The organism is Bremerella sp. P1 (genome assembly GCF_028748185.1).
Lineage (GTDB): Bacteria > Planctomycetota > Planctomycetia > Pirellulales > Pirellulaceae > Bremerella.
In genome coordinates this window covers 958,172-972,139 of the sequence record NZ_CP118164.1, presented here as the reverse complement: position 1 = coordinate 972,139, position 13,968 = coordinate 958,172, and the positions used below count along the sequence as shown (strand labels likewise).

Sequence of the window (13,968 nt, the reverse complement as noted above, 5' to 3'; positions counted from 1 at the left end):
CCGCGAGAGGGAGTTGGCACATAGTTTTCAGTATTCAGTGTTCAGTTTTCAGTGGGCAAGAGCATGTCGTCTCTTCGCGCCTCGAAGGCTTCGCTGGTGAGAGACGCCCCAATTTCTCTCTCTTGCTGAAAACTGAACACTGAACACTGAAAACTTCCCATGCCTAACATTTACTCCGGAACCGATTACCGCCCCACGGGCGACCGCGTGGCGATTGTCGTTTCGACCTACAACATCTCGATCACCGATAAGTTGCTGACCGGTTCGCTGCAGACGTTGGAGAGCCGTGGATTTTCCGAAGCCGACATCGATGTGGCCAAGGTCCCGGGTGCCTGGGAGATTCCTTTGGCCGCCGCGGTGATGGCTCGGAGCGGTAAATACGCCGCCGTGATTTGTCTGGGATGTGTCATCCGAGGGGAAACGACGCACGACGTGCACATCAATACCCAGGTCAGCCAAACGCTGGGCAACCTGGCGATGGAGTGTCAAATCCCGGTTTCGTTTGGCGTGTTGACCTGCAATACGGTCGAACAAGCGATCAGCCGATCAGGGGGAGCCGTCGGTAATAAGGGGGTCGAGGCAGCCGAAGCGGCCCTGGAAATGATGGGACTTCTGCGAAATCTGCCTGAGTCGAAACCCTGAGCAGGCCACTCTCGCTATAATTCAACCAATCTGGCCGGCGAAATCCCAAAATCGCATCGTGTGCCGGCAAGACGTATTCGAGACGAGGCATTCTCTAGATTCCCATGGCAAGACGTAGTCGAGCACGTGAAGTTGTTCTTCAAATCCTCTATCAAGAGGATCTCAATCCCGACGCAGACCCGCGTCTGGCCGACGAGTTTCTGCGTGCGCGTTTGAAGCATGATGAAAACCTGATTCAGTTCGGTCGTTATCTGCTGGTCGGAACTCGCGAACACCGCAAGAAGATCGACATGCAGTTGGAACGCTTTGCCGACAACTGGAGCCTCCGCCGAATGGCCGCGACCGATCGTAACTTGTTGCGACTCGGTGCGTTCGAGATCATCTACTCTGACACGCCAGCGCGTGTCGCGATTAACGAAGCGGTCGAGTTGGCCAAACGCTTCGGTGGTAAGCACAGTCCGCAGTTTGTGAACGGCTTGCTCGATCGAATTCTCAAAAGTATCCAAGCCGAAGGTGGCGAGCCTGCGTAGTCCGCGGTGGCAGACAATCAGCGGCGATTCCGCTACATTGGCATTGGACCAATGGAACCATTCACCCCACCCAGGGGAACAGGATTGATTCGTAGCGATGGGCATATTCGGATTCGGTAAAAAGAAAGAAGACGCGGAAACGACCTCGGCGGAAGCCGCTCCAGAAAAGGAAGCCGGTTTCTTTGGTCGCTTGGGGCAAGGTCTCGAGAAAACGCGACGACTGCTCAACACCGACATCCGCGACCTCTTCAAAGCGGAAGGTCGCCTGGTCGACGAAGAACTGTTGGACGAGATCTTCGCGATTCTCATTCGTACCGATATGGGGGCCGGGCCTGCCAACCAGATCAAGGACCGCATTGCCCGCGACTTCCGCGGCCGCGTCGTCCATACCGAGGACATCCTGAAGAACATCCAGGAAGAACTCGCTAGTCTGATGCAGCAGGACCAAGAGCCGATCAAAATGGCTGCCGCTGGTCCGACCGTGATTCTGGTGGTCGGCGTGAATGGTGCCGGTAAAACGACTTCCATTGCCAAGCTCACACGCTGGTTCATCGACCAAGGCAACTCCGTGGTGCTGGGGGCCGGCGATACGTTCCGTGCCGCGGCATCCGAGCAGCTTTCGATCTGGGCCGAACGACTCGGTGCGACGATTATCCGCGGCGAAGCCGGCAGCGACCCGGCCAGCGTGGCGTTTCGCGCGGTCGACGAAGGGATCAATCAAAACGCCGACGTGGTCATCATCGATACGGCGGGTCGTCTGCAAACGCAGAAGAACCTGATGACGCAGTTGGACAAAATGCGTCGTGTCATTGGCAAGAAGATCGAAGATGCTCCGCATGAAGTCTTGCTCGTGTTGGATGCCACCGCCGGCCAAAACGGTATCAGCCAGGCCAAGGGCTTCTCGGAAGCCGCCCAGTGCACCGGCATTGTGCTGACCAAGCTCGACGGAACCGCCAAGGGTGGTGTCGTGGTGCCGATCCGCAAGGAATTCGAGTTGCCGGTTAAGTTCATTGGGGTGGGCGAAAAGCCGGAAGACCTCACACGCTTCGACCCTGAAGCATTCTGTAATGCCCTGTTCGCGGCGAGCTAGCAGCGCAGCGTTCTCCCTAATTTGAGTGTGGTACCGGTTCTGCGGGATTTTCGCTTAATTCCTGCTTCCCGACGCGCCGATGCTTAAGGTGCGGCATGTCTCCGTGTCCGTGGGGAGCGTGGTTGATTGGCCACGACTTCCAGTGAACCACAACTGAGTATTAGGGGGATCATCGATGTTTCGACGCATCGTATTTGGTCTGATCATTGCCGCTTCGATGTCGGTGACTTTCTCCAGCGTTGAAGCTGGCGACCAAGCATACAGCCGCGTTTGGGGCGGAACCTACGGTAGCTACGACTGGGAGCGTTTCTATCACTATCCCTACGTCTACTATCCCCAAAACTTCCAGGGTGCCGAGTACTATCGCAGCCGCGAGAGCCTGTACTACCGCTACCCAACCGAAATGCGAATCCCAGTCTACAACGAACAGTGGCAGAACCCGTACCCGAACGGTCGTCTGTATCACTCGGGTCACCACTTCCTGCTGGACGTGTTTTAGTCGGCAGTTGGAAGTTGTCAGTGTTCCGTTTTCAGTAAGAGAAGACTTATGTCTCTCCTGGATGGAACACTCTCAATTTTGAAGACACTGAAAAGGCGAGAGCTTGCCCGCACAGGCTCTCGTCTTTTTGCATGCGCGCACGCAGCGGCCGCACGCCCAAGCAGACTTGGGCATGGCACCCAGGTGGTGATGAATCCGCACCCGCGTTCCGGTCCCCTCGCCCCTGAGGGGAGAGGGTTAGGGTGAGGGGCATGTCGCGTGTTGGCAGCGCATACGAAAACTAAGTTCCAATTGATTGGGAACTCTGTCTGACGATGTCGGGTGAAGGTCGTTCAAGAAACCCTCACCCTGGCCGTCTCCCTGCGAGGGAGAGGGGACAGGATTGTCAGGGTGGTCCGCGTTTGTGCTGGTTGTCTCGATTGGCTGCCATGCCCTGGTCTGCTTGGGCATGTTCCTGCAAGCGTTGCCCCGGAAACTCGTGCGTTTCTTGTAGCGTGACCTTCTTCGCATGCCCGGCCGAACGTGGGCATGGCACCTGGGCGGTTGGCTGTTGTTTGAGCAGCTTCTTCAATCGCTTGATTTCGCTCCCTTGACGGTCGAGGACCTTCAGGTGGAACGAGACCCACGCCAGCGCGCGGTCTAATTCTTGGGAGGACGGTACGCGTAGCCCGTCGATGGTTTGGCCCGTGAAAGAATCCCGCGTGGGTTGCTTCGGGCGGGCTGGTCTGGCAGGTCGGGACTTCTGCCCGGTCGATCGCTCGGGCGTGTCATCAACTGCACGCTCTTGCTGAACTACTGGGGCACCTTCGGACGAATCCTGTGGAGAATGACCGACGGCAACTACCAACTGCCCCACGACATCCGCTGGCACTTCCACTAGCGTCCCGCAGGACGAGCATAGAAAGGTCTTCCCAGCGCGCACGACCACCTGGGGAACGTTCTCTTGCGAGCGCGATCCGCTTTTTTCAGGTTGTTGGCTTGCTGATGACATAGTGAAGACTTTCTCGTGGAGTATTGGCCTATGCTTCGGGTGAATATGGGGGAAGCGTGCAAGCGGTAATTTCGCTTGGAAGACACCGGCCGTAGGCCAGTGGTACACCGCGGTAAGATTCGCGTGTCACCCCGGAGCGAGAATGCTGCGAGGTCTTATGTGGGTAATTTAGCACCGAAGCGCATCCGTAAGATAGTGCGCGCAGAGATTTTTTTACGTGAGATGCTTAGGTCTTCTTCTTAGCCGAACTTGCGGCAAACGGCTTCCAGGATATCTGTGGCCTGGTAAAGCTGTTCGACTTCGATGAACTCATCCTTGGTGTGAGCCTGGGCCAGTGAGCCGGGACCGAAGACGACCGAGGGTACGCCGATGGCGAAGTACGCCGGCGAATCGGTTCCATAGGCAACCTGCATGAACTCGCTGGTTACGCCAAAGTCTTTCGCGACGTCGGCGATGTGGCTGGCCAAGGCCTGGTTCGACTCGGCCAGCGGCAAGCCGGGCGAACTCATGTAGGGTGGGTCGTGCTGAACCTTTTCGGGATCGTCGATCTTGGAAGCGATATAGTCGATCACTTCCTGGCGGACCTCCTCTTGCGATTCACCTGGCAGGACGCGACGGTCGATCTCGATCGTGCAGCAGTCAGGCACCGTGTTGACGCTCACGCCTCCGGAGATCGTGCCCACGCTGATCGTTGGTGGACCGAGCGCACCTTGCTCGGGAGCATTGGCCAGCACCGTTTGTTCGTACTCGCGAATGATCTTCAGGACGTCGGCCATGCGGTAGATGGCGCTATCGCCGACCGATGGCCGGCTACTGTGGGCGGCTTGCCCCAGGGCATGGCATCGCCAGCGGATGACACCTTTGTGCGAAACGACCACATTCATCAACGTTGGTTCGGCAACGAAGACGGCATCAGGCAGTTTCGAGATCAACTTCGAGTTGCTGTTGTGCCAGGTGCTGGCCAGGTGCCGGGCACCGGTGAAGCCGCACTCTTCGTTGACAGTGCAGGCCACCAGGACCGTCGGTTGGTTCTCGCCTGGGTTTTCCTTGAGTCGCGACAGAACGGCCAGGCACATTGCCATGCCGCCCTTCACATCGCAGGAACCGCGACCGTAGATGCGGTTTTCGACGTGGGTGCCGCCGAATGGATCGACCGTCATTCCTTCGACGGGAACGGTGTCTTGGTGGGCTTCAAGCACAACGATCTTGTCCGACGTCCCCGGGAGGCAGGCGATGACGTTGTCACGTTGTGGGGCGACTTCGATGCGTTCGTACTCGACGCCGATCTCTTGGAAGATTTGTTCCAACAGATCGCCTACGCGATGCTCGAGCTGAATCTCGGGCTGGTCGACTTTGTGCCCCATCGGGTTGACGCTGGGAACCTGCACGAGTCGCTGCGTTAGTTCCACCACATCCATCGGCATTGGTAAATCCTTCGGATTTCGTTTGAAGTGTTCCGTGTTCCGTTTTCAGCAAGAGAGAAGAACAGCGCTTTTGCACTGAAAACGGAACACTGAAAACTTAAAAGTTACCATTGTTCTGGTTTACAGGTTTTATAACAAGCATCCCACGCGGTTTGTTGACCTGGTTTATAATACGAAGTTTGGCAAAAACATGTTTGTTTCGCCGCCTAAAGCCCTGTGGACATTAACTGGTGCCATCGACTCCCCGTAAACCGACGACGTTTTTGATCCAGGCGTTCGACCTTTGTGCCTGGCCGGTCGTTTTGTTTGGTGAAGGTAACACGGTTCGTTACATCAACGCGGCCGCCGAGAAAGCGCTGGGCGTCTCGCGCGACGAACTCTTGGAGCAAACGGCCCGGTATCATGGCCTGGGGCAATTGCCGAAAGCCCTGCAGTTGGTTTCCGACCTTTGTCCTGCTTCCAACGTTTGGTTGGGGGAAGTGGCTACCCGCGACATTACGTTGGCTTCGGGGGCGGATGCGACCGCAACCAGATGGCGCGGCGTCTTCTACCCGATCACCGACGCGCCAGACACGGAAGCCATGGGCTTGGTTCGCAACGTGGTGGTGATGCTCGCGCCGCCTGATAAGTTTCCGCACTGGGGACCGCTACAGCCGCAGGAAGAGATTCATGCCACGCTCCAGGCATTGCGTCACGAGTATCGCGGACGGTATTCCGTCAGTCACCTGGTCGGGATAAGCACGGCGATGATCCGCGTGCGACGCCTGGTCGACCTGGCGTCGCAGTCGCGCGTGCCGGTCCTGGTGATCGGCGAGCAAGGTACAGGTCGCGAGCAGGTCGCTCGTACGATCTGTTACGCTTCCAACCCAGGTCACGCAGGCCCGGTGATTACGATCGAAGGCGAACTGATGGACGCCGAGATCATGCAGACAACAATTCGCGCGTTTGCCAACCGCTGCGAAGACGAAGAAGACTCTGCCCATGCGTCGCTGGTGCTATTGAATGCCGAGAAGCTTGATCTAGGCTCGCAGACCGAACTGTTGCACATGTTGGATTTGATTGGGGTCGACCTGCGGATTCTGTCGACGTCCCAAGAGTCTCTTTTGGAACTTGCGCGACGTGGGCAGTTTCGCGAAGACCTCGCGTTTCGGATTTCGACCTTGGAGATCGAACTGCCGCCGCTCTGTGATCGGCCGGAAGACATACCATACATCGCCCAGGCCATGGTCGAAGAACTGAACATCCCTTCCGATCGCCAGCTTCAATCGATCTCGGCTGAAGCGATCGATCGCTTGCAGCAGCAGGAATGGCCCGGCAATATCGATCAGCTGAACGAGATGCTGACCGTGGCCCACCAAACGGCAACCGGGTTTACGTTGGATGTGACCGACTTCCCGGCGGTCGTCTCCCGGGCGCCGCATAAAAAGCTGGAAGCCAAGGAGCCCGAGTCGATCGATCTGGACGCGGCTTTAGAGGCTTACGAGCGAGAGATTTTGCTGCGAACACTGAAGGCGGCCAAGGGAAATAAGACCCAGGCGGCCAATATGCTCAACATTTCCAGGGCTCGACTGCATCGTCGGATCGAGCAATGGGGGCTCGAATGAGTGGTACGACGCGGATCTCGCGTGGTTGTCACTTGTGGCCTCGCTTTTTACGATGAATAAGGGTTTTCATGGATTTATCGGGCCGGTGTTTACTATACGAACCGCAACCATGCTGGGCTCCCCGGTTACGGGGGCTCTCGCCGACCGCAAGGGTTGGTTTGGTCGAGGTTCGCGTAGCATCCGAGGTCACCAAGCTGCTTTCTGAGGAAAGTCAGCGGCTGTTGATGGTTGCCTTGCGGAGTTCGATGACGGCGGCTCAGGTCGCGGCTCGTTTGCGTCAGGTTGCCGAAGTTCGCCAACGCTGGCCGGCGTGTCATGTCTTTCTGCTTTTAGACGAGCGGATGGAAGCATGGCATCGAGCCTGTTGGGAGATGGGCAGTGGGTTCGTTTTTATCGGGCCGAGATCGCTTCCAGTGATCCGCCGCACGATCGAGCGGTTCCTGAACCAGTTGCCTGAGCCTGAAGACCAACCGGCCGACCATAACGACCCACTCCAATGGCTTCCCTGGTAGCCGCCGACAACAATCAATCCCAATCAATGCGCTTCCGGCAAGGCTTGAATGTCTTGCCCTTTGCTTCCGCTCGAAGGAGAGTTCTCCATGGCTGATGTCCAACAAGTCATCAAAGCCCTTGAAAGTATCAAAGACCCGTACAGCGGTCGTTCGATTACGACCACCGATCAGGTCAAAGAAGTCGACGTCACCGGTACCAAGGCATCGTTCATCCTGGAATTGACCACGCATAGTGCTCCACTGTGGGAAGAAACGAAAGAGCTGGTCAAGCAACAGGTGCTCAAAGCGGTGCCTGATCTGACGGAAGTGAACGTCCAACTGCGAGAACACCAACGCAAGATCGAACCGATCGGTCAGATTGGTCTTACGGCTCGCAGCGTGATTGCGGTTGGTTCCGGTAAAGGTGGTGTGGGCAAGAGCACCGTCGCGTCGTGCCTGGCTTACGCACTGAAGAAATCGGGTGCCAAGGTTGGTTTGATGGATGCCGACATCTACGGACCGAGCATTCCGCATCTGCTGGGTGTAAGTGGTCGGCCTGAGGTGATCGAAAAACGGATTCAGCCAAAAGAAGTCGATGGCATGAAGGTCATCTCGATGGGCTTGATCGTCGAGCCTGGCGAGGCGGTGATCTGGCGCGGTCCGATGTTGCACGGCGCGGTGACTCAGTTCCTGCGGGATACCGATTGGGGACCGCTCGATTACTTGATCATCGATATGCCACCAGGCACGGGTGATATTGCTTTGACGCTCAGTCAGCTATTGCCACTGACCGGCAGCGTGGTCGTTTGCACGCCGCAGGAGGTCGCGCTGTTGGATGCGATCAAAGCGGTGGCCATGTTCCGTAAAGTGAAGATCCCGGTTCTGGGGATGGTCGAGAACATGAGCGGCTTCGTTTGCCCCGACACCGGCAAGGAATGGGACATCTTCGGACGAGGTGGCGCCGAGAAGAAAGCGAAGGAGTTGGACGTGCCGTTTTTGGGCGACGTACCGATTACCATCTCCATTCGCGAGCAGGGGGACGCCGGAAAGACCAGTGACGTCCTGCAGAATGAAGTCACCGCACCTCGGTTCGAGAAGCTGGCGTACAACCTGGTGAAGCAGTTGGCCGATTCGGCCGCCGAGAAGCCGCCGATCCCTTCGCTAACTGTATTGTAGATAACAACTTCCAGTTCCCTCTCCCCGCCTGGGGCGAGGGGACCGGAATGGGATCACAAGAAAATGCTAGAGCCGTTTTCTAAGTTAGAAAACGGCTCTGTCTCGTTGTGATCTTGCTGAGGGAAAAGTTGGACGACCGTGGTCCTACTTTTCTTCGAAGCGAGTCTTTCGACTACTTCTTCTTTGCAGTCTTCTTCTTGACAGTCTTCTTCTTAGCGGCCTTCTTTGGGGCAGCCTTCTTCACGGTCTTCTTCTTGACGGTCTTCTTGGCGGCCTTCTTAGGAGCAGCCTTCTTGACGGTCTTCTTCTTGACGGTCTTCTTGGCAGCCTTCTTAGGAGCAGCCTTCTTGACGGTCTTCTTCTTAACCGTCTTCTTGGCAGCCTTCTTTGGAGCAGCCTTTTTGGTTGCCTTCTTTTTAGGTGCCGCCTTCTTCACGGTTTTCTTCTTTGTGGCCACTTAAACGTCCTCCGTAAGATCACGTTGCTGTTCGCGTGATGATGAAAGAAGGTCGAACCGATCGAACTCGTTCATCACTTCGCGAGGTTGCAACAAACTTAAAAATCTACCCGGGCGCCCTGTGGGCAGTGCAGCTTCCGATGCAGCCCGGTGCCTTTAATAAGGCCATTCACAAAAGAAGCTGAGGTAAGTTGTACGTATATTCGTTTTTTTTGCAACACGTTTTCCACATCTCAACACACGCATCTTGAAAGTTCTTTGAGAAAAAATGGCGGTCGCGTCAAGAAGAGCAACGCGCGCTATGCGTTCTTCATCGCGCGCGAAGCAAACCAACAACACCTAATCGCGTCGCGCAGCGCGCTTAGTACAACGCAACCGTAAGATGTGCGCCGCGCTGAATCACGGGCTGCGTTTTTGATTGCTCTTGACCAAAGAGAGTGCGCTTGTGAGGGCGCGTCATCCAATGTTTCATCTCATGAAAGAAGGTCGACTCAACGCGCGTGTAATCGAACGATGAGTGACCTAGCGCGGTAAGAATCGTGTGCCAAACTTCAGGACGTTTGCGCTGTCTCCAATGAATGGGGTCAAAGCCATACCACTCGGGTTTTTGCGGGATAAACGTGATGTCGTCGTCTTTAGCCAGCTCTTGCAAACGGCCATCTAATTCTTCGGCGCGCTGCTGCACGGTAGCGAGTTGCAAAGTCGAACCAGGGAACATAAACGTGCGTAGTGCGCGGAACTTATAGGGCGCTAAAGTTCGAACGCCGGCAAGTGGAATTCCGGTGATCGCAATCGGTCCTGCGGTTAGTCGCAAACGGATGATGCACTGCTCTAACCAATCAATAATTTGATCAACCGTACGACTGTAGAGAAGGTCGTTACCGATGTCGGTGATGACACAACTTGTCTTTGCGGAAATTGCCCTGCTTTCCAAAGCAGGCCAAAGTTCACTTTCCAAAATTCCTGGAAGTCTTCGAAAAAGAAATTTGGATTCGGTGCCGTAAGAACGCCCTCGACCGATCGCCGCGTAGACTTCCAACGGCTTGGCAATCATGTGCGGTGCCACGTTGAGCAGCACCTCTAAACTTTTCGCAACGTTACTGGCACCCAACACAATCAAACGATGCCGTTCGAGTTGGTCGTTTGCTTCGCTTACCAAGGGTTGCCTCCACTTCGGTTGGGTCCGCTTAAATCTTGATAGTTTTGAATCGCCATGAACGCAAAGAAGATGGCCATGAATCGAAGGTCATTTCGAAAGCCCAGGATCGCGATTCCAACGGCACAAATGATGGAAAGGATTAACGAATTGCGGATGGCCATCCCGCCGTCGGCCATTTGAAACAGTTCGCGCGAGATCTTGCCGCCGTCCAGCGGCCAGATTGGCAGTAAATTGACCAATCCCCAAAAGATATTGATGTACAACATCTGTAGCAGCAGGGTCGTCACGTAGGGATACTGCATCAATCGTTCGCCAGGGATCAGCGTATAGCCATTGGGAACAAAGGTTTCACCAAAGGTGAATACGTGAAATTGAGCAATTCCCGTGCCCCAGGTAACCGCCACGATCAGTCCTGCCAAGAGGAAGCCGGCTCCGGGGCCTGCCAGGCTGATAATGATTTGCGTCCATTTATTACGTCTGCCCCTTCCGGGACCATAATTCGACTGAATGTGCGGGTTATGGATCGCTAATCCGCCAAAGGAATAGAGTACGACACTGGGGGACCAGCCATACCATTGAATGACCAGGGCATGTCCCATCTCGTGCACCAAGATCGAAACAAAGACCGCCACGATCCATAACAGCACAGTCTTCGGATCGCCTCCATTGAATCCCATCAGCAGGGCGACCAGCCAAAACAATGGATGGACACGCACGGGGACGCTGAACAACGAGAAGTGGAGATCGTAAGGGGTTTGATTCGGTTCGGTCAGGAACATGCGGCGAGCGTTTCTTCTTCGCAGGGGTAATGGGACCACCGTCGCTCATGAACTAGTCGTCAAGGTGCGCCGATGGAGACATTGATTTGGGCATCTTAACGTTTTTCGTTTACCCAATTGAATGCTGACCTATAAAAAAAGCCAGGCCGCGAAGTTATCCGCGGCCTGGCCAATTGAGGAAAGCGTCAGTGAAGCGATCGAAACTAGTCGAGTTCGATGATCTTCACGTTGCGCCATTTGATCTGCTTGCCGACTTTCTTTTCGTCGCCACCCACACCGTGCACTTGCAGGGCAATGAAACCTTCGGCGGTCATGCCGTCGGTCAGATCAGCAGCCGGTACGCCATTGATCCAGGTCTTGATCGAGTCACCACGGCATTCGATGCGGTATTTGTTCCACTCGTTCTGCTTGAATGCCTTTTGGGCTTCAGGCTTGTCTTTCAGGTTGAACAACCAACCGCGTCGGCCTTCGTCGTAGATACCACCACTCCAAGCGCGAGCCGAAGGATCGATTTCGACCTGGTAGCCATGCACACGACCGGCCGAGACCTTAACTTCTTTGCCTTCGTCGGTCTTGTAGGTCTTAGGTTCGTCGTAAACATTGCTGCGGATCTGAATACCCGAGTTGAGCAGCGGATCAACCATGTATTCCACTTCGAGAATGAAGTTGCCGTACTTCTTTTCTGTGCAAAGGAAACTGTTAGGAGTCTTAGGGACCGAAGTACCAATGATCACACCGTCTTCTACGGTGTACTCAGCCTTGCCACCATTCTGAACCCAACCATCCAGGTTCTCTCCATTGAAAAGCGGTACGAACTTTTCTTCGTTCTCGGCGCGAACGGTACCGGCGGCCAATAGCATCAGGGTGAGGCAGGGAAGGGTGATCCAAAGTCGGCTCATGGGGGAAATATCCTTAACTGATCTTGTTGGGGATGTGCGTGGGACGAGGGTGCTAACCGAATTCAGAATAGTTGAGTTTCTATGCGGTGTCTATCCCTTGGTTTGCGGCGTCATTGGCTCGGTTTCATGAGGGTAGATGATCAAGGGAAATCTATCCTGGAGGGAGTATTTGGATTAGCCACAGAGCCCACCGAGATCACAGAGCAGAGAAGAAGAGGAAACGAACCACGGATTACACAGATGAACACGGATATGGGCAGGGTTGTTTGTCTTAAATATGGGTGACCACGGGCACAAGCGGATATTGAATAGGGGCTGAACTCATTGTCGTCTGCTGCCGTCTTCCGTCTCCTCGGTGACCTCTGTGTGCTCTGTGGCTAACTTTTCTTAATTTCGAGCCACTTACGATCGCCCCCAGCTTTAGTTGTTGGCGCAAAATCGTAGCCGTTTCACCCTCAAATAAGAGCATCTGGCGCCTTTTTTAACTGGCTGTTTCTCGATTCTGGCTGTGCTATAGTGATCGGTCTTGCCTTACCAACTGTTCCTGATTTCCTACCTGGAGATACCCACATGACTTCGCATTGGTTGAAGAGTGGCACGCTTGCCACGCTTTTCGCGTTTCTTCTGATTGGTTCCGTGCAAGCGGAATTGGCGCTGCCGAATTTGTTCACCGATCACATGGTACTGCAGCGTGATAAGCCCATCTTTATTTGGGGCACCACGGATAAGGGCGCGGAAGTGACGGTCACGTTAGGTGATCAAAAAACGACCATCACGGCCAACGACAATGGTAAGTGGAAAGCCGAACTGAAGCCGCTACCTGCCGGTGGTCCTCATGAAGTCGTTATCCGAAGCGGCGACGACGAAAAGGTGATTACCGATGTGCTGGTTGGCGAAGTCTGGGTTTGCAGCGGCCAATCGAACATGCAATGGGACGTGAACTCGTCGAACGATGCCGACATCGAAAAGTTGACGGCTAACTACCCACAACTTCGTTTCATCAGCGTTCCTCAAGTAGGTACGCAAGACCCACAAGACAACTTCAACGGCAAGTGGGAAGCTTGCACGCCAGACACGGTCGGTAGTTTCTCTGCAGTGGGCTACTTCTTCGGTCGCCAGATTCATCAAACACTGGACGTGCCGGTTGGCCTGATCGACAACGCTTGGGGTGGTTCTTCGGCGGAAGCGTGGGTTGAGCGTGATCTGCTCAAGAGCAGTGGCAAGTTCGATGAACTGTTGGCACGCTGGGAAAAGACCGAAGCGACTTACAACCACGAGCAAGCGATCGAACAATACAAGAAGAACCTGGAAGCTTGGAAAGAGAAAGCTGCCCAGGCCAAGAAGGATGGCAAGCCACAGCCAGGCGGCCAGCCACGTGCGCCACGTAACCCACTGACCAATCAGCATCGTCCAGCCAACCTATACAACGGCGTGTTGAATCCGATCATCGGTTACGGCATCCGTGGCGTGGTCTGGTACCAAGGCGAATCGAACGCTGGTCGTGCCTATCAATATCGCGACTTGTTCCCACTGATGATTCAGAACTGGCGCGATAAGTGGGGCCAGGACGAGTTCCCATTCTATTGGGTCCAGTTGGCTGACTTCCTGCAGGAACGCTCGGAACCAGGCGACAGTGCCTGGGCCGAACTGCGTGAAGCACAGACGATGACGCTCGACAAGCTTCCGAACACGGGACAAGCGGTGATCATCGACCTGGGCGAAGCGGAGGACATTCACCCCAAAAACAAGCAAGACGTCGCCAAGCGTTTGGCTCGCCTGGCTTTGGCCAACGAGTATGGCTACAAAATCGTCAGCCAAAGCCCACGCTACAAGTCGATGAAGGTCGACGGTGGTGCGATCGTGCTCGAGTTTGATACCTACGGTAGCCAGCTCGACTATTTCGATACGCGTGCCCTGCAGGGCTTCACGATCGCAGGCGAAGATAAGAAATTCGTCAACGCCAAGGCAACGATCGTCGATGGAACCCATGTCCGTGTTTCCAGCGATGAAGTGAAAGCGCCTGTTGCCGTTCGTTATGCCTGGGGAGATAACCCCGTGTCGAACTTGCAGAACGCCCAAGGCCTGCCAGCCACCCCGTTCCGTACGGATGACTGGGATGGAGTCACCAAGGACGCGAAGTAATTCGCCTCCTTAAGTAGTTCTAAATCGATCGTCAGGCCGCTGTGGGCATAAGCAGCGGCCTGACTCGTTTCTTGGATTGATCTTG

14 protein-coding genes are annotated in these 13,968 nt (G+C 55.2%); 8 read left to right on the top strand and 6 right to left on the bottom strand.

All coding sequences use genetic code 11. The features are described 5' to 3' along the window. Window positions 1–159 precede the first annotated feature (159 nt). The 4 genes from ribH (at window position 160) to PSR63_RS04045 (ending at window position 2,761) form a co-directional block, all read left to right on the top strand. On the top strand, window positions 160–642 hold the full coding sequence (gene ribH, locus PSR63_RS04060) for a 6,7-dimethyl-8-ribityllumazine synthase (RefSeq protein WP_274330961.1): 483 nt from the start codon (window positions 160–162) through the stop codon (window positions 640–642). A gap of 104 nt (window positions 643–746) precedes the next feature. Further along, window positions 747–1,172, top strand: a complete 426-nt coding sequence (gene nusB, locus PSR63_RS04055) for a transcription antitermination factor NusB (RefSeq protein ID WP_274330959.1) — start codon at window positions 747–749, stop codon at window positions 1,170–1,172. A 97-nt stretch (window positions 1,173–1,269) separates the two neighbouring features. Continuing rightward, a complete protein-coding gene (gene ftsY / locus PSR63_RS04050; RefSeq protein WP_274330958.1) occupies window positions 1,270–2,262 on the top strand; it encodes a signal recognition particle-docking protein FtsY in 993 nt (330 codons plus the stop codon). 217 nt (window positions 2,263–2,479) lie between these two features. Continuing rightward, window positions 2,480–2,761, top strand: a complete 282-nt coding sequence (locus PSR63_RS04045; RefSeq protein WP_274334285.1) for a calmodulin-binding protein — start codon at window positions 2,480–2,482, stop codon at window positions 2,759–2,761. 385 nt (window positions 2,762–3,146) lie between these two features. On the opposite strand, the gene PSR63_RS04040 is transcribed toward PSR63_RS04045, so the two are convergent. Further along, window positions 3,147–3,752, bottom strand: a complete 606-nt coding sequence (locus PSR63_RS04040; RefSeq protein WP_274330956.1) for a hypothetical protein — start codon at window positions 3,750–3,752, stop codon at window positions 3,147–3,149. A gap of 239 nt (window positions 3,753–3,991) precedes the next feature. Continuing rightward, complete coding sequence (locus PSR63_RS04035) at window positions 3,992–5,176, bottom strand: M20 family metallopeptidase (RefSeq protein ID WP_274330955.1); 1,185 nt, start codon at window positions 5,174–5,176, stop codon at window positions 3,992–3,994. 230 nt (window positions 5,177–5,406) lie between these two features. Between PSR63_RS04035 and PSR63_RS04030 the strand changes: the two genes are divergently transcribed. From PSR63_RS04030 to PSR63_RS04020, 3 genes are all read left to right on the top strand, one after another. Continuing rightward, the gene (locus tag PSR63_RS04030) at window positions 5,407–6,780 is read left to right on the top strand and encodes a sigma 54-interacting transcriptional regulator (RefSeq protein ID WP_274330953.1); all 1,374 of its coding nucleotides are present in this window, start codon (window positions 5,407–5,409) and stop codon (window positions 6,778–6,780) included. Between the two features lie 158 nt (window positions 6,781–6,938). Beyond that, window positions 6,939–7,292, top strand: coding sequence for a hypothetical protein (locus PSR63_RS04025; RefSeq protein ID WP_274330952.1), 354 nt, complete (start codon window positions 6,939–6,941; stop codon window positions 7,290–7,292). Between the two features lie 87 nt (window positions 7,293–7,379). Next, window positions 7,380–8,447: an Mrp/NBP35 family ATP-binding protein gene (locus PSR63_RS04020; protein ID WP_274330950.1), complete on the top strand. Its 1,068-nt coding sequence runs from the start codon at window positions 7,380–7,382 to the stop codon at window positions 8,445–8,447. 172 nt (window positions 8,448–8,619) lie between these two features. On the opposite strand, the gene PSR63_RS04015 is transcribed toward PSR63_RS04020, so the two are convergent. From PSR63_RS04015 to PSR63_RS04000, 4 genes are all read right to left on the bottom strand, one after another. Next, complete coding sequence (locus PSR63_RS04015) at window positions 8,620–8,904, bottom strand: hypothetical protein (RefSeq protein WP_274330948.1); 285 nt, start codon at window positions 8,902–8,904, stop codon at window positions 8,620–8,622. Window positions 8,905–9,265: 361 nt separating this feature from the next. Continuing rightward, window positions 9,266–10,063, bottom strand: coding sequence for an SGNH/GDSL hydrolase family protein (locus PSR63_RS04010; protein WP_274330946.1), 798 nt, complete (start codon window positions 10,061–10,063; stop codon window positions 9,266–9,268). After that, window positions 10,057–10,842, bottom strand: coding sequence for a metalloprotease (locus PSR63_RS04005; RefSeq protein ID WP_274330944.1), 786 nt, complete (start codon window positions 10,840–10,842; stop codon window positions 10,057–10,059). The genes PSR63_RS04010 and PSR63_RS04005 overlap by 7 nt, the downstream gene beginning before the upstream one ends. Before the next feature lie 203 nt (window positions 10,843–11,045). Continuing rightward, window positions 11,046–11,741: a 3-keto-disaccharide hydrolase gene (locus PSR63_RS04000; protein WP_274330942.1), complete on the bottom strand. Its 696-nt coding sequence runs from the start codon at window positions 11,739–11,741 to the stop codon at window positions 11,046–11,048. A 570-nt stretch (window positions 11,742–12,311) separates the two neighbouring features. Here PSR63_RS04000 and PSR63_RS03995 point away from each other — a divergent pair. Beyond that, window positions 12,312–13,883 (top strand): sialate O-acetylesterase, encoded by a 1,572-nt coding sequence (locus PSR63_RS03995; RefSeq protein WP_274330940.1) that lies wholly within the window; start codon window positions 12,312–12,314, stop codon window positions 13,881–13,883. Window positions 13,884–13,968 lie beyond the last annotated feature (85 nt).